A 24,603-nucleotide genomic window follows, 5' to 3' on the forward strand; every position below is an offset into this window, starting at 1 on the left:
CTGTCGTTTGTACCAATGAGAATTCACAAACACACAAGATACACACCAAGGAGATGGATAATCATGAAAAAAAGAGTGCTTCAATTGTTGATGATCGTAGCTATGGGAGTTGCACTGACAGCATGCAGCGGAAACAATACGGATAAAAACGTCAATGCCGGCAACGGCTCCAATACGTCGCAAAACGGCAGCAATGCCGGCTCCAATTCCGGCGGAGAGACCGATCCGGGAGACGATGCCAACAAGGGCAAAGAAGAAGGAGAAGACGCTGGCGCGGGCAGCGCAGAAGCGGATTCGGCCAAAGGCATCGTAGATGCAATCTTGAACAAAGTGGAGCAGCCAGCTCAAATGCCGCTTGAAGGCGATATGGTGAAGGACCAGTATCACCTGGACCCGTCGATTCTGCAGGACTACGCCATTATGACGCCGCTTATGAACGTAAAGACGAATGAGGTGGCGGTGCTCAAGGTGAAGGATGCCAAAGATGTGGCGGCGGTTGAGGAAGCGGTCAAGAAGCGCGCCGCTGACGTGCAGAAGCAATTCGAAACGTACCTGCCGGATCAATACGAGAATGCCAAAAACTTTCAAGTTGTGAAAAAAGGCAACTACGTGCTGTTCGTCATTTCAGAATCCGCTGACGCTATCGTATCCGAATTCGATGCCTTAGTTAAGTAATCTCGGACTAAAGCGATGGTATTCAGCAGCCTGTTGTTCCTGTTTATCTTTCTGCCGGCTGTACTGCTTATCTATCATCTCTCTCCCAAGCGAATCCGCAATGTCATCCTGCTCGCCGCAAGCCTGATCTTCTACGCTTGGGGTGAGCCGATCTACATTGCGCTCATGCTGTTCTCAACATGCACGGACTATGTGTTCGGCTTGCTGCTGGACGGGGAGAAGAGAAGCGCAGCGGCAAGAAAGTGGATTCTGATTGCGTCCGTCATTGTCAATCTGGGCGTTCTCGGATTTTTCAAATATGCGGATTTCCTGATCGAAAATGTGAATGCGCTGCTCGGCACAAGCATACCGCCGACAGATCTGCCGCTTCCGATCGGCATCTCGTTTTATACGTTCCAGTCCATGTCCTATATTATTGACGTCTATCGCCGCACCTCTAAGGCGCAGCGCAATTGGCTGGACTTCGCCACCTTCGTCGCCCTGTTCCCGCAGCTGGTAGCCGGACCGATCGTCCGCTACAACACGATTGCGGAACAGCTGCGCGAGCGATTCGTGAACAATGAGATGTTCGCGGAGGGTGTGCGCAGATTCACCATCGGCCTTGCGAAGAAAGTACTGCTGGCGAACAATATCGGCATGCTGTGGAGCGAGATATCCGCCGGCCATCTGAATACGATGCCTGTACTTACGGCTTGGCTCGGCATTATCGCCTTTGCGTTCCAGATCTACTTCGATTTCAGCGGTTATTCCGATATGGCGATCGGACTTGGGCTCATGTTCGGCTTCCGCTTTAACGAGAACTTCAACAAGCCGTATACGGCGCAAAGCATTACCGACTTCTGGCGGAGATGGCATATCTCGCTCGGCACCTGGTTCCGGGAATACGTCTATATTCCGCTCGGCGGCAATAGGCGCGGCTTGTCCATCCAGCTTCGGAATATCCTGATCGTATGGGCGCTGACCGGCATCTGGCATGGAGCCAGCTGGAACTTCCTGTTCTGGGGCTTGTATTTTGGCATAGTGCTGATGGTCGAGAAATGGTTTGCTCTTGAGCTGCTGGCTAAGCTGCCCCGGTGGATACGCCACTGTTACGCGCTGCTGCTTATCTTGATCGGCTGGGTCTTTTTCGCCTTCGACAAGCTGGCTGACATGACTTCATTCTTCAGCTCTATGTTCGGAGCAAGCGGCAATCCGCTCTGGGATCAGCAAACGATCTATTTGCTTTACACGAATGCAATATTAATTCTGCTGCTCATCATCGCATCGATGCGGAGACCGCGGGGCATTCGGGCAGGCGAGACGATTCTCCATCCTGCCCTCGCGCTCCTCTGGCATGGCCTATTGTTCCTGGCATCTGTCGCTTACTTGGTAGACGCCACCTTTAACCCGTTTCTGTATTTCCGGTTCTAACCGAGAGGGAGTTCGCTGCTTATGAAGAAAATCGCAGACCGGGTCTATACCTGGGGATTTGTATCGCTGCTTGGCATCATGTCCGCCTTATTTTTCCTACTGCCGAAATCGGTGTTCTCCGAGACGGAGAACCGCAACTTGCAGGAGGCGCCGAAGCTGAGCTGGGAACGGCTCTGGTCGAAGCAGTTCGCCGATGACACGGAGCTGTTCGTCACCGACCACTTCCCGCTTCGCTCCGACTGGGTTAAGGCCAAGTCCTACATGGAGCAGCTCCGGCTTCAGAAGGAGAACAACGGCGTATATTTTGGAGAAGACGGTTATTTGTTCGAAAAGTTCGGGGAGCCGGATTTCGAGGAGCTTGGCAAATATGCGGACGCAATTAAGCAGTTCGCTCTCAATCATCCCGATGCAGGCGTGAAGCTGCTGCTGTCGCCGAACTCGGTGGGCGTGTACCCGGAGCGTTTGCCTTGGAAAGCCGCCGCCTATCCGCAGTTGATTGTACATGACTTTATTGCGGACCGGATCGGGAAGGATGTGTCGTTCCTGAATGGATTTGATTTCTTGAAGCCAGCCGCCAACTCGGAGGATAGCCGCGATATCTTCTACAAAACGGATCATCATTGGACGACCTATGGCGCTTATCTTGCATACCTGGCCTATGCTGAGGAGATGGGTTGGACGGCTATGTCGGAAGATGAATTCAATATCCGCACGGTGACGGATTCGTTCCTTGGCACCTATCATACGAGAAGCCAATACGGCTCGGCGAAGCCCGACTCTATTGAGGTGTATGAGCCGAAAAACAAGGTGCATTCGGAGATGTACATTGCCGACACGGACACGACCAAGGAGGGCTTGTACGATGAGAGCTACCTGGCGAAGAAAGACAAATACGGCTACTTCCAGGGCGGCGTGCATGCCCTAGTAACCGTAAAAACCGATCTCCCGCCGGAGCAGGCCGACCTGGATAAGCTGCTTATCGTGAAAGACTCGTATGCGCACAGCATGCTGCCGTTTCTGGCGAACCATGTGAAGGAAATCCATATGATCGATATCCGGTTCTACAATGGCAATATCGGCGACTATATGGAGCAGAACGGTATCGACGATGCGCTGTTGCTGTTCAATACGTCTACCTTTGTAGGAGAAAGAGGTTTGCTGAAGCTGAAATACTAGCATGAGGGCAAATAAACGATTGCTATAGCTTCGAAAGGGGCGCTGCGCGCGGGATTGTTCTTCCGATCGCTGTTGTAGACGGATTCTTCCGATCTCCTTAACCCTTACAGGGTAAGATTCCGTCTACAAAGGCGAACACTTTCGTTTCTCCAGAACATTCCCGCACTCCGCTTCTTCCTTTGCAGCAATGAAATTTAAGAGACTAGACCATACTAACCTTCAAACATTTCTAACTGCTCGGGATCGAGCGGAGGGAAGCCATACGGCTCCCTTCCGTTCGGTCTTTTTTTGTCTCGCGAAAACTGACAGCCATTTAGCTGCTGACCGACTAGCCGCTGCGCGCGGGATTGTTCTTCCGATCGCTGTTGTAGACGGATTCTTCTAATCTCCTTAACCCTTACAGGGTAAGAATCCGTCTACAAAGGCGAACACTTTCGTTTCTCCAGAACATTCCCGCTCTCCGCTTCCTCTTGTGCAGCAAGGGCATTTAAGAGCCAACATCACCTCAAAACAATTCCAACTGCTCGGGACCGGGCGGAGGGGTGTAGAAGGGCTCCCTTCCGTCCGGTCTATTCTGTCCCAGCATGGTCATCATGGTCTTGGCGTTGCCTGCGGCATGCCCGCCGGAGTTGTTGTTGAAGATGACCGCAATGTCGCGGCTCTGCTCCAGCAAGCTCTCCAGCTTGTCCCGCCATTCCGACAGCTCCGCGTCGGAATAGTTGTATAAGTAACGGACCTCACGCCAGTTGGGGCCGCCGCCGTTGTTCCAGTTGGCCGCGTTGCGGCCGTGGAAGCGGACGATGGATGTATCCTTGTCCGTTGCTTCCAATATAGTGGGGATGCTGCCGATGCCTGCCTGCGGCTCATCGCAGATGCTGTGAATCCAGCCTTCCTCCCGCATGAACTCAAGCGTGCGCTCCTTCATGCCCGGCTCGAACCAGCTTTGGTGACGGAACTCCAGCGCGCATGGGAAACCTTCCATCCGCCGCTTCATCTCCCGCAGCTGCCTGACGTTGGAGCTGACGCAATCGAACCAGGGAGGGTATTGGAATAACGCCGCCGTCAGCCGCCCGCTGTGCAGTGCTGGCTCCAGCATCCGGCGGAATGCCTCGGCCATGGCGTCCGGATCATCCTTGGCAGCCGCGGGTCCGCGCTGATGGCCCGTCATGCTCTGGTAAGCCTTAACGACGAACCGCAAGGTGTCCGGCGTTCCGTTCACCCATGCGGCGAAGCGCTCCTGCGGCTGTATGGCGTAAAAGGTGCTGTCCACCTCCACAACCGGAAAGTGGCTCCCGTATACATTCAGCTTCTCGCCCTGCTTCGTGCCTTCCGGGTACAGTGAGTCATGATCTCCCCAGCCTGCAAGTCCAATCTGTATGCTCATCGCTGCCTCCTACAATCGCCGGTAATCGGAGAATGCGGCAGCTTGTCCCCTATATGTACCGTCTCCATCAACCAAATTCCAAACAGTAGCATTCACTATATAGAATCGCTTGCCCGTACTGGATATCCGGACACCGGTATATTCATCTACATAACCATCAGCCGTTACCCGGCTCATGAACCGCGCCCGCTCCTCCCGCTCCAGCGGCTCGGCTGTCAGGCGGGATGGCGTGCTGGTAAACGTCTTCCAATCCATCTCCCATAATTGCAGGGCCATGCAATTCCCATAGTTCAACACGGGATCGGCCTCCGTATCATGGGACAGGATGACGATGGAAGATTGTTCGACAGCTTGTGCCGCATCCTCCCCCGGATTCAGCTCAAGCAGTTCCTTCCCTATCATGCAGCGGTAGCTGTCCAGCATCAACCGCGCATGCTCTTCCCGCGTGCCCGACCCTCTAATTTCATCCATTGCTCCTTCCTCCATTTCCCTGTATCTTACTTTCATCATGAAGGAAGGACAGTCTTATTTCAAGCCGTCTCGTCTTGCCTGCTGAGCGGTACGGAGATGCGGACCGCTGTTCCGCCGCCGTATATGCTTCCAATCGTAACGCCATATTGCGGTCCGTAATGCAGCTTGATCCGGTCGTCTACGTTGCGGATGCCATAGCCGATCCGGGTATCGTCATTGGACCAAATGCTGCCCACCTTCTCCGGCTTCATCCCGATGCCGTCATCGACGACCAGGAAGATGAGCCGCCGTCCCTGCTCTACATAAGCGCATACCTTGATATGGATGCGTGGCTGATACAGGGCATGCTCCAGCACATTTTCGATAAAGGGCTGCAAGATAAGCTTCACGGTCCGGTATCCGTACACCTCGGCGCTAATGTCGAACATGACGTCCAATCGGCTGCCATATTTGATCTGCTGGATGGCAATATAGGCTTGAGCCTGCTCGAGCTCGAGCTGCGCCGGGATAATAAATTTGCCATTGTTAAGCGTCAGGCGGTAAAACTTCGCAAGGCCCATGACCATCTGATCCAGCTTGCCGATCTCGCCCAGCTTGCCCAGTCTGCTGATTGAGGACAGCGTATTGTATAGAAAATGCGGATTAATCTGCGCCTGAAGCGCCTTCAGCTCCGCTCCCTTCTTCTCCATCTGCACCACATAAACTTCCTTAATAAGCGTATTGATATAACCGCCCATCTCATTGAACGCCTCGGCAATATAATAGAATTCATCATTGCCGCTATATTGAATCCGCTTATTGAACCGCCCTTCCCGGAAAGCGTTAAGCGATTGAATGATTTTCGTTATGCGCACGGTGAGAAACTTCGATACGACCAGGCTGATTGCCGCCAGCATAATAAAGCTGCCGATGCAGATCAGAATCGTCATCAGCTTCACCTTGCCGATCTGCTTCTCCAGCTGCTCATCCGGGACAAGCGCGACCAGCGTCCAGTCAATCTCGGGAAGCTGCTGGCGAATGGACAGCTTGCCCTTCTCCCAGTCCGGATTCCACTTTTTCAGCAAGGGATAGTCTTGCTTATTGGGCGCGGAAGCATAGATGACCTCGTTCCACTCGTCCAGCACGACGACAGCGCTATTCTCGCCAAGCTTCTCATAATGGACGCCGCTCAGCAGCTGGTTGATTTTAGTTACGACCCGAATAAAGCCGATCTGCTTGCGATTTTGATAATCGTACACGCGCCTCATCAACGATAGATTACCAACGATTCTGTCCTCCTCTACCTGCAGCCAATATTGGGATTTGTCGATTTCTCCCTCGTCGACGCTTGGAAGCGTCTTATACCAGTATTTGTCTACTATTCTGCTTAGATGAAGCAGCTCGAACGTCTCCATGCGCTGCAGCGGGTCGGCGCCCGGCATATGGAGCGCGTACATTTCCGGAAACTGCTCATTGCTGATATAGAATCGAAGCAGCGCCTGATGCGGCGTCAGATTGACCGCGTTCTGCAGCTTCGGTTCGATCGACTTGATTGTTGTATTGTAGATGGCCCAGCCGTTGTTCCTTAATCTCAAATCCTCTTGCAGCGCATAGTCCCAATAGATTTGATCCGATGTGCGGCTGAGCAATTGGAACCGGTACAGCACGTTTTCCTTCGTCTGCTGAAGCGTGCCCTCTATGGAGGAGGCGGCCTGCTCCCTGATCGACTTCACCGAAGTCGTATAAGCGTAATACCCGATAATCATGACCGGGATCAGAGCCATCAGCAAGTAAGCGGCCATCAGCTTATATCCGAACGGCAGCATCGGCTTCTTCTTCACGGCATATGCCTCCTAATGCATGGATGTTAGAGATGCTTGCGGTATTCGCCTGGCGTCATGCCGGTGTAATCCTTGAATTGCTTGCCGAAGTGGGCCAGCGTGCCGGAGCCTACCCGGTCCGCCACTTCATACACCTTAAGGCCTGTATCGGCAAGCAGCCCCTTAGCCAGCTCCATGCGTTTTCGCATCAGATAATCGCTGAACAGCTCGCCCGTCTCTTCCTTGAACAAATGCCCCAGATAATTCGGAGAAAACGAAAACGCCTGCGCTACCTCCTTAAGCGAGATGCTCTCCCCCAGCCGCTGGTCGATGAAGCTTTGGATCTGGCCGATCAGCTTGACGTTTTTCCGCTGCCGCTTGTTATGAAGCTGCTCGGACAGCTCGAAGATTTTGCGTCTCAGCCAGGAGTGGATATCGTCGATCGTCTCGAAGTCGAACAGCTTGTCGAGCGCAAAGCCGTTCTGGCCCGTCATGGAGAGCAAGCTTTCATTCAAGCTGTTCAAATAGGCGTCAAGCCGGCTGATGACAAACAGGGAGTAGTTGTGCACGGCCGACGGGTTTTTAATATTTTTGACCTGCTGGAACAGCTCCTCCATGCAATCGACGATACGGACCAGCTCATATTGTGTCATCGCCGCCAATAAAGCATCAACCGTCGCTTCGATATTCAGCGCGCTCGCCTGCGCTTCTTCCTTCGTAGCCGAATACGCAATGATTTTCCCTTTCCCCTGGAACATCTTCATCGCGAGCGCCTTGCCCGCCTCTTCATAAGATAGATGAAGACGCTCCAGCTCATTTACGGCCTGTCCGAGCCCGATCGTGAGCGTCGCGTGATGGCCGGCCGACAGCTCCTCCATCATCCGCTCGAGAGTTGCCTCCGTATGGGCCTCCTCCAGTACAACCGCAAGCCGCCGCGGGGACAAGCGGCAGAACATCTCCATGCCATACCTTGAGCATAGCGAGGTGAGCGCGCTCAGCAGCTCGGCATGAGCCTCCTCCGAATACTGGCTTTCTGTGCGCCAGTCCCTGTCGTCAATCTCGATAATAGCCGCTCGCAGACGGCCTACCTGGACGCCGAGACGGAACTGGGCCATGAGCTCAATGACCGCGTCCCGGTCCGGCGTCCCTTCCAGGCATCGCTCGAGCAGCTCATTCTTCAAATACACCATCGATTGCTGAATGGACTGCTCGCGCTGCTGCTGCCGGTTCGCGCCGTCCAGGTCGGAGCGGACTGATTGCAGCGCGCCGAACAGCTCATCGTCATTAATCGGCTTGAGCACATAGCCGCTCGCCTTCATCGACAAGGCTTGCTTGGCATACTGGAAGTCCTCGTATCCGCTGATGAACAAGATCTTCAGATTGGGATGAAGCCGCTGGGCCTTGCTTGCCAGCTCCAGGCCGGACATGATCGGCATCCGGATATCCGATACCAGAATATCGGCTTCGTTCTCCTCCAAGTAGTTCAGAGCGGAGAAACCGTCCGGACAGGCTGCTTTAACCTCCATATGGAGCTCCTTCCATGGCACCAGCTTCTGAATGCCGGTCAGCTCCAGCTCCTCATCATCTACCAGCACGACTCTGTACATGCACTTCCCGCCTCTCGGTCTGATATGGGGCAGAAAAGCCCAAGAAGAGGATATACGTCGCCGTATATCCTCTTGCTATGGGCCGATCCGTCTTATTTGCCGCTCATCTTGGCCAGATTCTCCTGCCATACCTTCGTTCTGAAGTCGAGAACCTTGTCGTAGCCAAGGCTGTTCGTCTCTTTCTTCGCGGATTCGATCAGGCTTTGCACTTCGCTGTCGCTCTTGGCAAACAGCATCTTGCCGAAGTATTCCTTGGCAATATCGTTGACCTGCTGCAGGATAATCCCTTCATCCGTGTCCTGAGCCGGGTCGATATTGTTGAATTGCGTATTGTTATGCGACGTTTTCCAAGCGACGTTCAGCTGGGCAACCGCGCCCCAATTGCGCTGCTCCTCCGGCAGATTCGCTTCGATCTTGGACTTGGTCGTATCGACATACGTCGCATTGCCGGCCCATACGTAAGCTTCCAGCTTCTCCTTGTCTTTCTCTTCCTGCGGCGTGGAGAACCACTTGTCGTTCGGAATCGGCGCGCCTTCTCCGTCCACTTCATCCCAGTACGATCCCGGAGGCCCGAAGAACATAATGCGCTGTCCCTCTTCGCCTGTCATCCAGTCCAGATAAGCGAAGATCGCTTCCGGATTGTCCGCATTCGTCGTAATGACGTTGACGTTCCAGCCGAGGGCGTTGTAGCCGTTCGGATAGATTTTGTTCTTGTCTACGCCGGGCTTCGCGAGCGGCCAGATAAATTCATAGCCTGCAGTCGGGTCGGAGCTTCTCAGCGCATTGTGGCCTTCTCGTCCCAGGTTCGTTGCATTGCCGCCGACAAACACCGCTACTCTGCCGGTTGCCAGCTTCTCCTTCACTTGATCTTCCTTCTGCGTTAGCGCGTCTTGCGTAATGAGACCTTCACGGAACAGCTGGCTTGCGAACGTCATCGTTTCCTTGTACGCTTCGTTATCGTAGATAGTGACCAGATTGTCGCCTTGTGTAAAGGCTTTCATATAACTGAACTGGCTTGGGTGGTCATTCGCGAACCCTGCGAACATAACCTCAACACCTTGGCCTTCTCGGCCCACTTCCAGGGGGATCACATCAGGATGCGTCTCCTGTACTGTTTTCAAATAGGCATGCAGATCGTCGAATGTCTCCAGCTTCGGTCTGCCAAGCTCCTCATAGATCTTCTTGTTCACGAACCAGCCGTCGTTGCCAGTCGGCGCAGCCGTATACCAGTTCGGGAACTGATAAATTTTGCCGTCCGGCGATCTCAGCATGTTCAGCGTCTCTTCGCCAGCCCATTTCTTCAAATTCGGATACTTGTCGATAAAGTCGTCAAGCGGCACTAGCGCGCCTGCTTGGCGAAGCCGCTCCACATCGGGGCCGCGGTCCATCATCATGGCGTCAGGCAATTCCTTGGATGCAATCATCGTGCTCAGCTTCTGTGCCGCGGCGCCGCCGGACTGGATTGGCTCTACCGTTACATGGAGATTGTCCTGCACCCACTTGCTGTTCGGGCTTGCGCCCCACGGCTCAGTGGTCCACCAGTCATAATTGACATAATACGTGAATGTGAACGGTGTCTCGCCGAATTGAAATCCTTCGCTTTGCTGATCTGTCGGCTGATTCCCTTTGTCTCCGCCCGTATTCGCTCCCGGCGTCGCCGCCGGCGAGCCTTTGCCCGCGCAGCCGGATAGGGCTAACGCTCCTGCCAGCGCCAGCGTGAATACACCGGACAGCAGTTTCTTTGATTTCTTCATCCTGCCTAAGCCTCCCCTAATGATTTTCAATCTATATTCATCTCCGCCTGGCGGCAAAGTCGAATAACGCTCCCATGCTACTCTTTCAACGAACCGATCAGCACGCCTTTGACGAAGAAACGCTGCACGAACGGATATACCAGAATAATCGGCAGCGTAGCGACCATCATCGTCGCCATAGTCAGCGACTTGGTCGTGACGCTCTGCATGCGGCTCATGGCATCCGCCGCCGCGGCATTGCCTTTGGTCGCCATCGACAGCTGCTCCGTCATAATATTGGAGTTCAGAATCTGCTGGAGCATCGTCTGAATCGGGAACAGATCTGTCTTGTTGATAAAGATCGTAGCCGTAAACCAGTCGTTCCAATGATACACAGCCGTGAACAGCGAAAGCGTAGCGATAACCGGCCCCGAGAGCGGCAATACGATTCGGAAATAGACGCCGAAGGTGCTGCAGCCGTCTATCCGGGCCGATTCCTCAAGCCCGTTCGGCAAACCCATGAAGAAGGTTCGGAAGATGATCATGTTGTATACGCTGATCACCGTAGGAATCACCATCACCCAGAAGGTGTTCATCAGCCCCAGCTCGCGGTTGACGAGGTAGAAGGGAATGAGCCCGCCGCTGAAGTACATAGTGATGACGGCGAACACCATATAGAACTTTTTGAACACGACGTCTTTGATCGACATGCCGTATGCGAACAGCGAGGTGAACAGGATGGACAGGAAGGTGCCTGCCAGCGTCCTTAAGACCGATACATAGAAGGCCTGCAATATCCGCGAGTCCTGAAAAACAATCGCGTAGTTGTCGAGCGTGAATTGCCTCGGCCAGAACGTAATGCCTCCCTTGGCTGTGTCCAGCCCCAGATTGAAGGAGATGACCGCCGAGTTCCAGAACGGATACAGCGTCAGGAAACCGAGTATGACCAGAAAGGTATAAATCACGATATGAAGCGTTTTGTCCCCTGCGCTAAGCCTCATGCTGTCTCACCGCTTTCCCCCGTATATGTTGCCTGCTTTACCATAAGCTCGTGCCTGCCCTTCTGGCTGCAAAATTGGCTAGCGTCAGAAGCCCTACGCTAATAACGGCCTTGAACAATCCGACCGCCGCCGCATAAGAGAAGCGGTTGTTGATAATGCCTACCCGGTACGCATAGGTGTCAATGACATCCGCAACATCCCTGAGCATCGCGCTGTTCCCGAGCAGGAGCAGGTCATCGAATCCCGCGTTCAGCAGGCTGCCGATATTCAGAATGAGGAAGATGATAATGACAGGCATGATGGACGGGAGCGTAATCAGGAAGATTTGCTTCAGCTTGCTGGCGCCATCGATCGAGGCCGCCTCATACATGCTTTGGTCGACGCCGGCAATAGCGGCCAGATAGACGATCGTTGCAAAGCCGACTTCCTTCCACACATTCGTCGTAACGATGATGGCCCAGAAGTATTCCGGCAAGGAGAGGAAGTTGACCGGCTTGTCTATCAGCCCCAGCTTGCCCAGCAGGATATTCAAGCTTCCGTTGTCCACAGACAGCAGCGAAATGACAAAGCCGGATACGATAACCCATGACAGGAAATGAGGCAAGTAGCTGATCGTCTGAATGACGCGCTTGAACACCATATTGCGGACCTCATTAAGCATAAGCGCAAGCAAGATCGGGGCCGGGAAGCCGATCAGCAGCTTCAGCATGCTGATCACGATCGTATTGCGCATAACCCGGAAGAAATCCGGAGAGTTGAAGAAGGCCTCGAAGTGCTTCAGCCCCGCCCACTTGCTTCCGAAGAAACCGCCGAACAGGTTGTAGTCCTGGAATGCCATGAGCACGCCGTACATCGGAAAATAGTTGAATATGAGAATGAAAATTAACGCCGGGAATATCATCACATGCACTTGCCACTGCATAATGAAGCGCTTCCATAATGGCTTCTCCTTATGGGAGAAAGCAGCCTCGGCCGCCGCTGTTGCTATCGTTTCTCTTTGCATCTTGCTTTGTCCTCCCGCCAGCTAAGTTACCTTCATTGTAAAAGGATGCTAGGGTGGGAAACTACTCCCGGTTTCAACGAAAAGTATCGAAAATCAACGCTCTTATTCTGACTCAATCGGGGATAAAAAATGGCATTAAATTGTCGGATAACAATTCAATGCCATATCAATATTGGAATGCATATAGACAGATTGGTTTATTTCCAGATACGATTAGGTCTAGCCATTATTTTCATATAGAGGGAAGGGTTCATTATGGAAGCCGTTATATTTATGTCTGCACTATTCGGCACCCCGATCATCGCATTTCTGTTCAGCTATCTCTTTCTGGATATGCTGTTCAAGGACAAATACGACGGGCAGAAATTTCTAACTGCGATCCTCTTTGCCATACTGGCATGGATCTTCGCAGGCACGCTTATATTGCTCGCCAAGTAGCAATCAGCCCTTCACAGCGCCTGCCGTAATGCCGCGCGACATCTGCTCTGTGAACATCAGGTAGATGATGACGGTAGGCAAAGCGATCATCGTCATAACGGCGAACTGAGCGCCGTAGTTGGATGAATATTGCCCCGCAAATTTCATGATGGAGAACGGCAGCGTCTTGAACTTCTCCGAGGTGAGGAACGTATTGGCCATAATGAATTCATTCCACCAGCTGATGAAGTTCATGATGCAGGCCGTTGCCAAAGCAGGCTTCGTCATCGGCAATATAATGCGGAATATAACGCCGTAGACGGAACAGCCATCCATTACCGCAGACTCCTCGATGCTCTTCGGAATGGTCTCCAGGAAGCCCGAAATAATGAGCATGCTGATCGGCAAAGAGAACGCGATATAAGGCAAGATCAGCGACAAAGGATTGTCGAGCAGATCCATCCAGTTGAACAAAATAAAATTCGGTAGCAGCGTCGCATGAATCGGCACGATCATGCCCAGCATGATGAGCGCCATCGTCACGCCCCGCAGCTTCCACTCCATGCGCGTGAACGCATAGCTGAGCATCAGAGACAAGACGGCTGCCACAAGGATCGCCGCCGTTGTAATAAAGGCGCTGTTCCATAGGAACTTCGGCACGCTCCCGTATGTGAATGCATTCATATAGTTGGACCATTCGAGCTGCTGCGGCCACTTCAGAATGCTGCTGCCGAAGAAGTCTCCGCTCTTCAGGAACGAATAGTTGATGAGCCAGATCAGCGGAAACAGCTGAAGCAGCGCAACGATCCAAAGCAGCGTATGCAAAGTGAATTTTCTTACCATGGTTACGGTCTCCTTCCTTAAAACTCGCCTACGTCTTTTTTGAATGCGCGGTTCATAATGACAGTAATAATGAGACAGACGATGACGAATATAACCGAGATCGCATTGCCATAGCCGTACAGGGAAGATGTGAATGCCGTCTTATAGAGATAGTTCCCGATAAATTGCGTCGTATTGAGCGGTCCGCCGTTCGTCATCAGGAAGATGGTCTCCATCTGCTTGAGGCAAGCCGTCACGGCAATGACGACAGCAACGCGAACCATAGGAGTCAGCAGCGGAATAACGACCTTCGTATACAGCTTGATCCGCCCTGCGCCATCCAGCTCCGCCGCTTCGTAGAGATCCTTCGGAATGCCCTGAAGCCCTGCATAATATAAGAGCAGCGCGTAGCCGAAGCCTTGCCACATAATAACGAAGATGACGCACCAGATGGCAAGCTTGGGATCGCCGAGCCAGTCCTGCTTGAGGCTCTCCAGACCGACGGCGGTCAGAAATTTGTTCAGGACGCCATAGTTGGGATGGAAGACGCTGACCCACATCTTGGACGTTACGACGATCGATATAACAGCAGGTATGAAGAAAATGGTGCGGAATATCTTCTCGAATCTGCCTGCGTTCGTGACCAGGATTGAGAATAGCAGCGCGATGGGATGCTGCAGCAGCAGCGTCGCCGCGAGCAGCAGCAGCGCATTCATGAGCGACCGCCAGAATACGGGGTCGTTGAACAGAATCTTCATATAATTATCAAGGCCTACGAATTGGTAATTTCCAATTCCCCGCCAATCCGTCATGCCATAATAGGCGCTCATCATAATAGGAAAACACACCATGAACAAAAACAGGAATAATCCCGGCGCGACCAGCACGAAGATTGTTTTTCGATTACTAAGCAGCTTATGCATGTTCTCTCCGCCTCCCGGCTTCGCTTTTCTTTACTGAAATCTGGTTTTGCCTGAAAAAGGGGAGCAGCGAAAGGATTTTCACTGCTCCCGGTTGCTTCTTCGTACGTTATGGCAATAATGCAACCGCAGCGTCAAGCTCTTTCAAGAAGTCCTCAGGAGAAATCGCCTTGCCGAACAGCTTCTGGTGAGCTTCCATTACTTTTGTTTTGTACTCATCCGTGCCCAGGTCGTGGAACGGCGTGTTGGATGCGGAAGTCGTGGAGCCGAATACGTCTACCAGACCTTTTTGCAAAGCGGACTCTTCGCCAGTCAGGAACTCGTCGAACTTCTGGGCAGGCGTGCCGGAACCTGTCTGCCACAGCTGCTTCGCCCAATTCTCAGGCTTGAAGAAGTATTGCATGAATTTAACGGCTTCTTCCGGATGCTTCGTGCTCTTCGAGATGGAGTAGCCGCCGCCGAACCATGCAGCCAGATCGCTCGCTTTGCCTTTGTCGGATGTCGGGTAGGAGATTGCGCCTACATTATCGCGGAACTCGGCAGGGAAGTTCTCGTCCGTTGCAAGCCCTGCTTCCCAGTTGCCCATGACGTACATAGCGGCTTGGCCTTGACCGAACAGGTTGCGGGAAGTGCCGTAGTCTGCAGTCAAGAAGCCGTCTGCGAATGCTTTGGCATCAGCCAGGTCAAGAATGGATTGCGCCGCAGCCAAGAAGTCTGCATTGCCGGAGAACGTGCCTTCGCCGTTCAGCACCGCGTCGATTTTGTTGAAGTCGCCGCTAGTGCGCTGCTGGGCGTATTCGAACCAGATTGGCAAGGACCAGCCTTCCATCGCGTTGGTCGTGATCGGGTTAATGCCTTTTGCACGGAATTGCTTGGATACTTCTACAAGATCGGCAACCGTTGCCGGTACGGCAATGCCGTTGTCGTCGAACAGTTTTTTATTGTAGTAGAGAACCAGGAAGTCCGTATTGCGCGGCAGGCCGTACAGCTTGCCGTCTTGCGAGAAGCCGTCTGTGGAGCCGGCGATGAAGCCGCTGGATTCGAAGTCAGAAGGGTTCAGCTCAAGCAGCATTCCGCTGTCGATCAGCGGTTTGATGAAGGAAGGCTGACCCCACGATTGGATGATATCGGGAAGCGACTCTGTGGACGCATATACCTTCGCTTTTGCTTTGTATGGCTCGTCTTGGAGCGCTTCTACTTCAATCTTTACATTCGGATTCTCTTGCATGTAGGAATCGATAATAGCTTGCTCGATCTTGCCCATGCCGTTGGAACGGTCGGCAAGCGCCGAGAAGAACTTCAGCGTAATTTGCTCCGGTGTCCCGTTATCTGCGGACGGAGTCGTCTCAGGCGCGTTGGAAGGCGAATTCGTCGGGTTATTCCCGTTATTCGTATTTTTGTTGCCGCATGCCGCCATCGTGAAGACAAGAATGACAGCCGCACAGATTGTAAGCCACTTCTTCATGGATACCCCACCTTTTCTATTGTTGAACAAGCTGTTGTCCTGTTCTGCACTCATTATAGCCCGAAAGATTTCGACAAAAATATGCTTCATATTTTAGAAGAACTGCTTCATTTTTTGGATCATAAGCGAAAACATGCCTCCGCTCACCCAATTCTTGCTATACTGATTGTACGAAATAACCAATCGATAGCGCGATCTACACAACGCCGCTTTCTATTCCTAAATATGATGACAGCAGGTGATCCCGGCATGAGCAGGCTCGCTCCTTTCTTCCGCAATATGCCCCTGCAGCGGAAGCTGCTGGCGCTCGTCGTTCCGCTGCTGATTGTAACGGTCGGCGCAACGGGCTTCTATTCGTATTCCATCGCATCCCGCGAGGTTGTAGACAAAATTCGCCAAGCCCAGCTGAACATGGCTGTGAAGACGAAGGACCAGCTCGACCACTTCGCCCAAAATTCCGTCAGCTTCACGAACTATCTCTTCCTGAACGCATCTGTGCAGGAGATGGTATTGAACGGCGACACGCCCTACCGGCGCGATCTGGTGTTCAAGAGCCTGCTGCCGCTTATGGTTACGGGCGAGACGATCCAGTCGCTTATCCTGTATGCGGTCAAGAACGACAGCTCGGCCAGCAGCCCGTTCGTGATTACCCAGACGGGAATTGCAAGCGCTATCAGCTATGACCGCTTCAAGGAAACGCCCTACTTCGAGAGGCTTCGGACATCTCCCGGCAACCAGCTCTGGGATATGCTGCGCCCCGAGGACAACGTACTGCCGGGCGATTATCACCATAAGCTTGTCTATATCAAGCCGTACAAAAACTACCGCTACCAGCCTAGCGGACTGCTGGTCGTCGGCATGGACGCCGACAAGCTCAGCCGCAATCTGTTCCACGAAGCGAAGGACGCCACCCAGTTCATCATGAATGACGACGGCACCGTGCTTGCCGCCACCAATGTAGCGTGGATCGGCTTGTCTGTCAACGAGCTTCCCATCTATGCGCTGGAGGGCACGGTCCAATCGGCGACCCCTGCGGAGACGCTGGATATGCTGAAGCAGCGGGAGGATCTCATCGTCTCGGATGCCGTCTCCGCTATAACCGGGTGGCATTCCGTCGTTATCCAGGATCGAAGCAAGCTGGTCGCGGAGCTGAAAAATATCGGCTCCGCCACAATCTCTATTACGATTGCCGTCTGCCTCATCGCCATCTTGATGTCCTGGATTATAGCCAAAATCATCACCAATCCGATGAAAAAGCTGATGCATTCCATGAAGGCGCTCCAGATCGGCGACTTCTCGCAGCGAGTCGATATTGAGGGCCACGACGAATTCGGCAGGCTTGGCTACTTGTACAATTCCATGGTCGGGCGGATTAAGGCGCTCATCGACGATGTGTATGCCTCCAGCCTGAAGCAGAGGGAAGCGGAGCTTAAGGCGCTGCAATCCCAGATCAACCCGCATTTTCTGTACAATACATTAAATATGATCAATTGGAGCGCTCTGCAAAAGGGCGATAAGGAAATCTCCGAGATGGTCGTCTCGCTGTCGCAGGTATTCCGCCTCAGCCTGAACAGCGGCAACGAATTTGTCGAGCTGGAGCAGGAGGTCGAGCTTGTGCGCCATTACCTGTATCTCCAGAAAAAACGCTATCCGACCAGACTCTACTTCGAGATTGAGATGGAGCCGTCGCTTAGGCACTTCCGCATGCCGAAGCTGCTGCTTCAGCCGCTGGTGGAAAATGCCATCATTTATTCCATCGAGCAAGCAGAGGGCACGGGCAATATCTTCATCCGTGCCAGCCGCGAGGAGGGGTGGATCGTGCTGGAAGTAACGGACAACGGTCCGGGCATGCCGGCCGAGCTGGTGCAGCAGTTGAACGCCTCCGGCACGCCTTTATCCGCCAGGCTGCCAAGCGAGGGCTCCAGATCCGGCATGGCGATCGCCAATATCCGGGAAAGACTGGCCTTGTTCTATAAGGAAGCCGTCTTCGAAATCGAGAGCAGAGAGGGAATCGGGACACGCATCCAAGTTCGAATCAAAGAGGGGGACTCTGGCCATGACCATTAAGATGATCGTCGCTGAGGATGAACAGTTTTTCCGCGAGGGCATTGTCGGCTCTATCGATTGGAAATTATACGATATTGAAATTGTCGGCGAAGCCGAGAATGGCAAGCAGGCTCTCGACTTGATGCATGAAGCGCGCGCAGACCTGCTGCTGACCGACATCCGCATGCCGTTCATGAACGGGCTCGATCTTATCCGCGCAGCCAAGGATGCAGGCATGACCTTCCACTCCATTCTGCTGACCGGCTACAACGAATTCGACTACGCGAAGGAGGCGATTACCCTCGGCGTATCCGACTATTTGGTGAAGCCTTGCATGCCGCATGACATTCTGCGCGTCGTTCTGGATGTGAAGAAAAAAATCGAGACGGCTGAACATAGAGGCCGCAAGTTTTCCGAGCTAAGCCGTACATGGAACCGCAGCATCCAGCTGCTGAAGAACGGGATCTTGTCCCAATGGATTCAGCAGCCGCTTATGCCGCTGGAGGAGAGAGGCGTATCCATGCGCGAGCTCAATCTGTCGCTTCTGCCGGAGCCGATTATGGTCGGTCGAATCGAGATCGATGCGGGCGAGAATGGCACTGGCATCCGAAGCAACCGGGATCTGGAGCTGATGCGCTATGCAATATTGAACATTACGGACGAGACGCTGCGCCCCCATTTTGACGGCAAGCTGGAGGTGTTCCGCCATGGCGATGAGCTGTTATGGATGGCGAACGACCCCGGCAATTATACGGATGCTTCCCATGTGGAGGGACTGCGGCTGCTGAAGCAAAATCTGGAGGGCTATCTCAGCTTGACGGTCAGCCTCTCGCTGAGCTCCGTACAGCCCTCCGTCAACGATGCCAAAACAGCGTACGAGGAAGCCAGCAAAGCGATGGAGGCGCGATTCTATCAAGGCAAAGGCGGCATCTTCCTCTTCAATGATCTGAAGGGCGAACGCTCCGGCGAAATATCCATTATGGACGATCCCTTTCTGGAGCGAATCGAGAAGGAGCTGCTGTCCCATCTTCAGGTCAGCCAGTACGGAGGCGCTGTGGATGCCATTGATGCGGCGATTGCCTATCTCAAGGAGAGAACGACCTATTCCCGTCCCGAGATTATTTGGCGCGTCAGCGGCATCGTCATGGAATTGCAGCGTATTGCGAAGGAAAGGCTTGCCGGAACGATCGAGTGGCATAACCATCCGATCAACTGGATTGAAAGCGTGCCGAATATGGAGACGCTGGATGATTGCTCCGTCATTTTGCAAAAAATCATACAGAACATCGCCCAAACCTCATCGGTCCAGAAGCAGCTGCACCGCACCGTACAGGCGACTCTGGAGCTAATCAAAACCAAATACGACACGAACCTGACGCTGGAGCTGGCCGCGAAGGAAACCTTCGTCAGCAACTCCTACTTAAGCTCCCTGTTCAAGCAGGAGCTTGGCGTCAATTTCCTCGATTATTTGCACCAATACCGGGTAGAGCGCGCCAAGGAGCTGCTGCGTGAGCATTATAAGATATATGCGGTCGCCAAGCTGGTCGGCTATGGGGAGGAACGGCATTTCAGCTCCACCTTCAAGAAGTGGACCGGCATGACGCCAAGCCAATACCAGAAGGGGAACGCGCAAGAGGGCAGCCATTAGGCTGCCCTCTTGTATCGTACGGCTCATCATGCCGCCTTACTGCTCCTTCTTCTCCAGCAGCAGCCACTTCACTCGCAGCGGCCCGCTGGAACACCGAAGTGTGAGATTATGCTCGCCTTGGCTAACCGCGCCAAGCACGACCGATTCCGAAGCATGCCAGCCGCCTTCCGCTGCCTTCACTCCACCCACTGCTTTACCGTCCAGTAAGAGCTCCAGCTCTCCGATGCTGCCCGCTGCCTGCATCTTCAATTGCACGCTTATTGCGCTGCCCGGGTCATTGTCATCGCCGATGAAGCTATAGCTGAACCAATCTCCCTCGGACAGCTCCAGACATAACCAGTCATCCGGCTGCCATTCCTCGCCGCCTCCATGCGCGAAGTTAGCGCTCTCCCTCTCGCTCTCGACGAACCGGATATTCGTGCGGTCTCCTGTACGAAAGCCTGTAGCGCATGCTGCATCCCGCGTCTTGTCCCCATCAGAGCCGAATCCGTAACTGACGCCTTCGCCCTTGTAGCCGTAGAAGACAGCCGGAATTCGAACCGGAGCGCGGCGCAGGAGCGACCGCGCAACTTCCGGGTAATAGTCGCATTGGTCCAGCTTCATCAGACGCAGATAGTCCCACAGGATTCGTTCCGCCGCTTGCGCATCCGGCTTCTCGCCGCCTTGCAAATAGCCAGTCAGCAGCTCCCAGCCCTCCGGCCTGCGAATGGAACAAGGAGAATTGGTGGTGTCCAGCTTCTTCCACGTCCAGAAGTTCCATGATATATGATGATCCTCGAACAGCTGGAACGCGCCGGTATACCAGTCCTTATTGTTCTCGCCGCCTTCGCCCATGAAGATCGGCACATTCCACTTCTCGCGGAGCTCCAGGTATTGAGCGATGCTTTCTGTATCGGGATTGTTCCAATACTTATGGAATTGCAGCAGCACATTGCCATCGATCGGATCCTCCCCGAACGCCTCCTCGAAGATGGACCAATCCGTCGACCAATGCACGCCTTCCAATATAATCATGTGTTGCTGGTCCACCTCGCGAATCGCCTGTACGATCTCACGGTAGAGCGGCATCACTTTATCGTTATAAGCGGCGAACCATTCCGGCAGCGGCTCATTCAGCAGATCATAGCCGGCAATGATCCAGTCATCCCGATATCTGCTCGCCAGCATGCGCCACATATCCACCGTCTGCCGCCAATGACGCTCTTCCCTGAACAGGTCGGGACGGTCAAATTCCGAATCGTCGATGTTGGCGCCGGTCTGTCCGCCGGGAGCGCCGTGCAAATCCAGGATCACGTACAGGCCGTACAATCTGCACCAATCGATCACCCGATCCAGCAGCACCATACGGTCCTCCCGGTAAGGAGCCAAGCCGTCCGCAGCTGCTTCTGAGCTGTCATCCAGCAGGAAGCGGCTATTGACAGGCAGGCGGACGGAGTTAAACCCTTCATCCGCAATTCTCGCAATATCCTCTTCGGCGACATAGCGATAATAGTAGGAGGACCAGAATTGTCCGGCTTTCTCCTTGCCGATCAATCGTTCGATCATGGCCTCAATCTTGCGGGGACGGTCTCCCTCCTTGGGGAACTTCCACATATAGCCCTCCGGCAGCAGCCAGCTGCCGAATCCGACGCCGCGCAGCACAATTTCCTCTCCGGCTCCGTTGCGAAGAACTTTTCCGTCTGCCCGAAGAAAACCTGTCACTTCCCGTTTTCTGTCCAATGTCAATGAATGTCCCTCCTGTCATGATGAGTACCCATGATACTTCTCCATCTATTCGAATGACTCTGCATCAAACTAAGCTTTGATCGCCCCTTCGGCAATGCCGTGCAAAATATACTTCTGGAGCGCGAGATATAAGATGATGACCGGCAGCATAGCCAGCACAAGCGAAGCTAGTATCGCAGACCAGTCGTTATTGTATTCACCGAACAGCATATTGGTAGAAAGCAGCAGCGTATAACTCTTGTAATCCGTAAGCACCAGCAATGGAAGCAGGAAGTCGTTCCACATCCATAGCGTATTCAATATCGCAATCGTCGCCGTTATCGGCATAAGCAGCGGCAGAATGACTGTGAAAAACAATCGGAATTCTCCGCATCCGTCTATCAATGCCGCTTCATCCAGCTCCTTCGGCACCGACTTGACGAAGCCGTGATACAGGAAGATCGCCATCGCTACGCCAAGGCCGATGTACAAGAGGCCAAGCCCCGCTGTCGAGCCTTGGAGACGAAGCTCCTTGCTGATCGTCACAAGCGTTATCATAATCGAATGGAACGGAATTAAGGTCGACATAATAAACAGCCCGAACAGAAAGCCGCTCAGCTTCCCCGGTGTCCTTGACAGCTTGTAGCCCGCCATGGAGGAGAACCATACGATGCCTGTCAGCCCAACTGCAACCACTACAAATGTGTTGCCCAGACTGCGCAAGTAACGGGTTTTCTGAAAAGCGTCCGCATAGTTGCCGAGCTCCGGCACCGCAGGCCACGCAAGTATGTTGGTCAGCATGTCTCCCTGCGTCTTCACCGAATTCAGCAGCGCCATATAGATCGGGAATAACGTAAATAACGCAGCTATAAGAAGGAATAGCCATACCGCCGCTATGCCAATCCGTCTGCCGATAAGCCCGCTGCCCTCACTGCCGGGAGGCTTCATCGCTAGGCTGCCGTTCAGCCTATTCATCTTCTTCCCGCTATCGCTATTGGGAATTTTGTCCATGCTCATGCCCTCACCTCCCGCCGCTTCATAATCGCAAGCTGAATGATGGTGATGATCAGCACAATGCCGAACAGAATCATCGCCTTGGCGCTGGCATAGCCGTAGCGATTGCTGAAGCTGAAGGCTTCCTCATAAATATTGATGGCGATAACCTGCGTTGTCCGTCCCGGCCCCCCGCCCGTCAGAGCGTATACCGAATCGAATACCTTGAACGAGTTGTTCAGCGTCAGGAAGACGCCGATGGTCAGCGCCGGATAAATCATAGGAAGCGTCACATGGCGAAAGATATGGAACGCGCCCGCTCCATCGATCGCAGCCGCTTCCTTAAGCGGCTTCGGCACGCCCTGGAGCGCCGCGATATAGATCACCATCAAGTAGCCGACGCCGCCCCACAGGGATAAGGCCAGTATGGCGAAGAAGGAATAACGCGGATCGCCGATCCACGACTGGTCCAGCAGCATCCACCCCGTCTTTTCCGCCAAATACGGGAACACTCTTGTAAAGATGAACATCCACATGAAACCGCCAATAATCAGACTAAGCATGTTCGGCATAAAAAAGATCGTCCGGAACCATACCTTGCCTCTGCCCAGCGACTCCACAAGCACTGCCAGCAATATGGCGAGCAGGTTCTGCAGCACAAGCATGAACAGGACGAATTTCACCGTAAACCATAGCGATTTCAAAAAATAACGGTCGCCCATCGCCTCTGCATAATTGGACAGGCCGACGAATCCATAGGACGGATTCAGCCCGTTCCAGTCCGTCAAGCTGTACCACATGCCCCCGAAGGCGGGGGCAAGAGTAAAGGCAGCGTAGAAGACGAGCGCCGGAAGCACAAAGACGAGCAGCATTGCGTGTTTCTTCCATACTCTTGATGTCATAAGGCTCACTCCATTCTGGCCGCTCTGCACAGCGATTCGTTCATCACTTGCTCTTCACGGCCGTCCGCCACACTTTATCGAGCGCAGCTATGACATCTTCCTGAGTAGCATCCTTCACGTAGTAGCTTTGAAGCTGCTTCGCCGCCTCGTCCGTCACGCCATTAGGCAGCTTAAGATCGAGATAGGCCTTGCCTTTGGATACGTATTCGCTAGCTTCGTTCACCCACGGGAACACCTCGTACGTATGCACCGTTGCAATCGGATTGAACTTCAGCTCCTCGAACAGCGCCGAGGAATCCTTATCGTCCAGCATATAGTTCAGCAGGTCCAGCGCCACCTCTTTGTTTGCGCTTTTTGGAGACAAAGCAAGAGAAGTCGAGGTCGCCAGATTGATCATGGTATCGGAAGCTTCGTTGCTGACCGGCAGCGGGGCTACCCCAAATTCCATATCCGGATTGACCTTCAGAATCGTCTCCGCATTCCAAGGGCCTTGCACCCACATTGCCGCCTTGCCGTTCGCAAAGTCAGCGGAGCCCGCTTCATTGCCTGTCTCGAAGGGCTTATCGGAGCCGTTCGCCATAATCAGATCGATAATATCGAATACCGAGCGGACATCGGCGTAGGACGCTTCGCCCGCATTCATCCCCTCAATCCAGTCAGGATGGGATGCGGACACCGTGCCGCCAAGCGAGAGCGCCATCATGAGCTGCGGAATCCAGGATTCCTGGAAGGCCAGCAGGAAGGGCTTGACGCCTGCCGCTTGCAGCTTCTCGGCAGCTGCTTTCATCTCGTCCAGCGTCTGCGGAGGGGTAATGCCGTTATCTCTGAAAAGCGTCTTGTTGTACAGATACCCCCACGACAAGCTCTCCATCGGAAGCGCAGCGACCTTGCCGTCATACTTCACCGTCTCGGCCACAGCCTCATACAGCTTGCCCACGAATGGCTGTCCGGTCAAATCCGCAATATAGCCAGCTTCATAATACGTTGGAATGTCATTGGCATGAAGCGTGAACAGATCCGGCGCATCGCCCGAGGACAACCGGGATTGCAGGATTTGCTTCGCCTGGTCGGCGTTCGGCATCTCGAGCTGGATCGTCACGTCGATGTTTTTCTCCGCCAGCTGCTTCTCCTTGAACTGGTCGAAGTATTGCTCGAATTGATCTTTGAAGCGCGGGAAAGTCATAAATACTTTCAGCTCTACCTTCTTCGGCGCTTCCGATACTCCGCTTCCGGCGGTCTGGCTCGGCGATGGCTTCGGTTCATTTCCTTTATTCCCCGAGCTGCAAGCGGAGACCAGCGTGAGGACCATCGTTAACGCAAGCAGCAGACAAAACGCTCTCTTCATTGTTCATTCCCCCTATTCGTAAGTTGCAGCTTCAGTATACCGAAGGAATGAAGCGCTTTCTTTTGAGAAATTTAACGTTTGC

The 24,603-nt window shown here is 53.5% G+C and carries 20 protein-coding genes; 6 read left to right on the forward strand and 14 right to left on the reverse strand.

Annotated elements, in window-relative coordinates; all coding sequences use genetic code 11:
* Nucleotides 1-63 precede the first annotated feature (63 nt).
* From D3P09_RS08720 to D3P09_RS08730, 3 genes are read left to right on the forward strand one after another with little or no spacing between them, the layout of a single operon-like run.
* The gene (locus D3P09_RS08720) at nucleotides 64-675 is read left to right on the forward strand and encodes a DUF4358 domain-containing protein (RefSeq protein WP_243644008.1); all 612 of its coding nucleotides are present in this window, start codon (nucleotides 64-66) and stop codon (nucleotides 673-675) included.
* Between the two features lie 15 nt (nucleotides 676-690).
* Complete coding sequence (locus D3P09_RS08725; protein ID WP_120109025.1) at nucleotides 691-2,085, forward strand: MBOAT family O-acyltransferase; 1,395 nt, start codon at nucleotides 691-693, stop codon at nucleotides 2,083-2,085.
* 21 nt (nucleotides 2,086-2,106) lie between these two features.
* Complete coding sequence (locus D3P09_RS08730; RefSeq protein WP_120109027.1) at nucleotides 2,107-3,261, forward strand: DHHW family protein; 1,155 nt, start codon at nucleotides 2,107-2,109, stop codon at nucleotides 3,259-3,261.
* A gap of 505 nt (nucleotides 3,262-3,766) precedes the next feature.
* Here the strand turns inward: D3P09_RS08730 and D3P09_RS08735 are convergent.
* The 7 genes from D3P09_RS08735 to D3P09_RS08765 form a co-directional block, all read right to left on the reverse strand.
* Nucleotides 3,767-4,645 carry a DUF72 domain-containing protein gene (locus D3P09_RS08735; protein ID WP_120109029.1) on the reverse strand — a complete coding sequence of 293 codons (879 nt, stop codon included), beginning with the start codon at nucleotides 4,643-4,645 and terminating at the stop codon, nucleotides 3,767-3,769.
* Between the two features lie 9 nt (nucleotides 4,646-4,654).
* Complete coding sequence (locus tag D3P09_RS08740) at nucleotides 4,655-5,116, reverse strand: MEKHLA domain-containing protein (protein ID WP_120109031.1); 462 nt, start codon at nucleotides 5,114-5,116, stop codon at nucleotides 4,655-4,657.
* 59 nt (nucleotides 5,117-5,175) lie between these two features.
* Nucleotides 5,176-6,936, reverse strand: coding sequence for a sensor histidine kinase (locus D3P09_RS08745; RefSeq protein ID WP_120109033.1), 1,761 nt, complete (start codon nucleotides 6,934-6,936; stop codon nucleotides 5,176-5,178).
* Between the two features lie 26 nt (nucleotides 6,937-6,962).
* A complete protein-coding gene (locus D3P09_RS08750) occupies nucleotides 6,963-8,522 on the reverse strand; it encodes a response regulator (RefSeq protein ID WP_120109035.1) in 1,560 nt (519 codons plus the stop codon).
* 92 nt (nucleotides 8,523-8,614) lie between these two features.
* Entirely contained in the window at nucleotides 8,615-10,276 is a 1,662-nt protein-coding gene (locus tag D3P09_RS08755) for an extracellular solute-binding protein (protein ID WP_120109037.1), read from the reverse strand.
* A gap of 77 nt (nucleotides 10,277-10,353) precedes the next feature.
* Nucleotides 10,354-11,256: a carbohydrate ABC transporter permease gene (locus tag D3P09_RS08760; RefSeq protein ID WP_120109039.1), complete on the reverse strand. Its 903-nt coding sequence runs from the start codon at nucleotides 11,254-11,256 to the stop codon at nucleotides 10,354-10,356.
* Between the two features lie 37 nt (nucleotides 11,257-11,293).
* Entirely contained in the window at nucleotides 11,294-12,178 is an 885-nt protein-coding gene (locus tag D3P09_RS08765) for an ABC transporter permease (RefSeq protein WP_243644132.1), read from the reverse strand.
* A gap of 336 nt (nucleotides 12,179-12,514) precedes the next feature.
* Between D3P09_RS08765 and D3P09_RS08770 the strand changes: the two genes are divergently transcribed.
* A complete protein-coding gene (locus tag D3P09_RS08770; RefSeq protein WP_120109043.1) occupies nucleotides 12,515-12,697 on the forward strand; it encodes a hypothetical protein in 183 nt (60 codons plus the stop codon).
* 3 nt (nucleotides 12,698-12,700) lie between these two features.
* On the opposite strand, the gene D3P09_RS08775 is transcribed toward D3P09_RS08770, so the two are convergent.
* From D3P09_RS08775 to D3P09_RS08785, 3 genes are all read right to left on the reverse strand, one after another.
* Nucleotides 12,701-13,519: a carbohydrate ABC transporter permease gene (locus D3P09_RS08775; protein ID WP_120109045.1), complete on the reverse strand. Its 819-nt coding sequence runs from the start codon at nucleotides 13,517-13,519 to the stop codon at nucleotides 12,701-12,703.
* 17 nt (nucleotides 13,520-13,536) lie between these two features.
* Nucleotides 13,537-14,421, reverse strand: coding sequence for a carbohydrate ABC transporter permease (locus D3P09_RS08780; RefSeq protein ID WP_120109047.1), 885 nt, complete (start codon nucleotides 14,419-14,421; stop codon nucleotides 13,537-13,539).
* Between the two features lie 106 nt (nucleotides 14,422-14,527).
* Nucleotides 14,528-15,883 carry an extracellular solute-binding protein gene (locus D3P09_RS08785; RefSeq protein WP_165867360.1) on the reverse strand — a complete coding sequence of 452 codons (1,356 nt, stop codon included), beginning with the start codon at nucleotides 15,881-15,883 and terminating at the stop codon, nucleotides 14,528-14,530.
* 249 nt (nucleotides 15,884-16,132) lie between these two features.
* Here D3P09_RS08785 and D3P09_RS08790 point away from each other — a divergent pair, with 249 nt between their 5' ends.
* Both D3P09_RS08790 and D3P09_RS08795 read left to right on the forward strand, forming a co-directional pair.
* Nucleotides 16,133-17,950 carry a sensor histidine kinase gene (locus D3P09_RS08790; RefSeq protein ID WP_165867361.1) on the forward strand — a complete coding sequence of 606 codons (1,818 nt, stop codon included), beginning with the start codon at nucleotides 16,133-16,135 and terminating at the stop codon, nucleotides 17,948-17,950.
* Entirely contained in the window at nucleotides 17,940-19,577 is a 1,638-nt protein-coding gene (locus D3P09_RS08795; RefSeq protein ID WP_120109053.1) for a response regulator transcription factor, read from the forward strand. The genes D3P09_RS08790 and D3P09_RS08795 overlap by 11 nt, the downstream gene beginning before the upstream one ends.
* Nucleotides 19,578-19,613: 36 nt before the next feature.
* On the opposite strand, the gene D3P09_RS08800 is transcribed toward D3P09_RS08795, so the two are convergent.
* The 4 genes from D3P09_RS08800 to D3P09_RS08815 form a co-directional block, all read right to left on the reverse strand.
* Nucleotides 19,614-21,302 (reverse strand): glycoside hydrolase family 5 protein, encoded by a 1,689-nt coding sequence (locus tag D3P09_RS08800; RefSeq protein WP_120109055.1) that lies wholly within the window; start codon nucleotides 21,300-21,302, stop codon nucleotides 19,614-19,616.
* Nucleotides 21,303-21,371: 69 nt separating this feature from the next.
* The gene (locus D3P09_RS08805) at nucleotides 21,372-22,229 is read right to left on the reverse strand and encodes a carbohydrate ABC transporter permease (protein ID WP_120110649.1); all 858 of its coding nucleotides are present in this window, start codon (nucleotides 22,227-22,229) and stop codon (nucleotides 21,372-21,374) included.
* 65 nt (nucleotides 22,230-22,294) lie between these two features.
* Nucleotides 22,295-23,176, reverse strand: coding sequence for a carbohydrate ABC transporter permease (locus tag D3P09_RS08810; RefSeq protein WP_120109057.1), 882 nt, complete (start codon nucleotides 23,174-23,176; stop codon nucleotides 22,295-22,297).
* Nucleotides 23,177-23,219: 43 nt separating this feature from the next.
* Nucleotides 23,220-24,521 carry an ABC transporter substrate-binding protein gene (locus D3P09_RS08815; protein WP_120109059.1) on the reverse strand — a complete coding sequence of 434 codons (1,302 nt, stop codon included), beginning with the start codon at nucleotides 24,519-24,521 and terminating at the stop codon, nucleotides 23,220-23,222.
* Nucleotides 24,522-24,603: the final 82 nt, after the last annotated feature.

The sequence above is a fragment of the Paenibacillus pinisoli genome, assembly GCF_003605435.1.
Lineage (GTDB): Bacteria > Bacillota > Bacilli > Paenibacillales > Paenibacillaceae > Pristimantibacillus > Pristimantibacillus pinisoli.

Coding starts and splice junctions, on each gene's coding strand:
- D3P09_RS08720 (WP_243644008.1), top strand. CDS start 64: ATGAAAAAAAGAGTGCTTCAATTGTTGATGATCGTAGCTATGGGAGTT.
- D3P09_RS08725 (WP_120109025.1), top strand. CDS start 691: ATGGTATTCAGCAGCCTGTTGTTCCTGTTTATCTTTCTGCCGGCTGTA.
- D3P09_RS08730 (WP_120109027.1), top strand. CDS start 2,107: ATGAAGAAAATCGCAGACCGGGTCTATACCTGGGGATTTGTATCGCTG.
- D3P09_RS08735 (WP_120109029.1), bottom strand. CDS start 4,645: ATGAGCATACAGATTGGACTTGCAGGCTGGGGAGATCATGACTCACTG.
- D3P09_RS08740 (WP_120109031.1), bottom strand. CDS start 5,116: ATGGATGAAATTAGAGGGTCGGGCACGCGGGAAGAGCATGCGCGGTTG.
- D3P09_RS08750 (WP_120109035.1), bottom strand. CDS start 8,522: ATGTACAGAGTCGTGCTGGTAGATGATGAGGAGCTGGAGCTGACCGGC.
- D3P09_RS08755 (WP_120109037.1), bottom strand. CDS start 10,276: ATGAAGAAATCAAAGAAACTGCTGTCCGGTGTATTCACGCTGGCGCTG.
- D3P09_RS08760 (WP_120109039.1), bottom strand. CDS start 11,256: ATGAGGCTTAGCGCAGGGGACAAAACGCTTCATATCGTGATTTATACC.
- D3P09_RS08765 (WP_243644132.1), bottom strand. CDS start 12,178: ATGCAGTGGCAAGTGCATGTGATGATATTCCCGGCGTTAATTTTCATT.
- D3P09_RS08770 (WP_120109043.1), top strand. CDS start 12,515: ATGGAAGCCGTTATATTTATGTCTGCACTATTCGGCACCCCGATCATC.
- D3P09_RS08775 (WP_120109045.1), bottom strand. CDS start 13,519: ATGGTAAGAAAATTCACTTTGCATACGCTGCTTTGGATCGTTGCGCTG.
- D3P09_RS08780 (WP_120109047.1), bottom strand. CDS start 14,421: ATGCATAAGCTGCTTAGTAATCGAAAAACAATCTTCGTGCTGGTCGCG.
- D3P09_RS08785 (WP_165867360.1), bottom strand. CDS start 15,883: ATGAAGAAGTGGCTTACAATCTGTGCGGCTGTCATTCTTGTCTTCACG.
- D3P09_RS08790 (WP_165867361.1), top strand. CDS start 16,133: ATGAGCAGGCTCGCTCCTTTCTTCCGCAATATGCCCCTGCAGCGGAAG.
- D3P09_RS08795 (WP_120109053.1), top strand. CDS start 17,940: ATGACCATTAAGATGATCGTCGCTGAGGATGAACAGTTTTTCCGCGAG.
- D3P09_RS08805 (WP_120110649.1), bottom strand. CDS start 22,229: ATGAAGCCTCCCGGCAGTGAGGGCAGCGGGCTTATCGGCAGACGGATT.
- D3P09_RS08810 (WP_120109057.1), bottom strand. CDS start 23,176: ATGACATCAAGAGTATGGAAGAAACACGCAATGCTGCTCGTCTTTGTG.
- D3P09_RS08815 (WP_120109059.1), bottom strand. CDS start 24,521: ATGAAGAGAGCGTTTTGTCTGCTGCTTGCGTTAACGATGGTCCTCACG.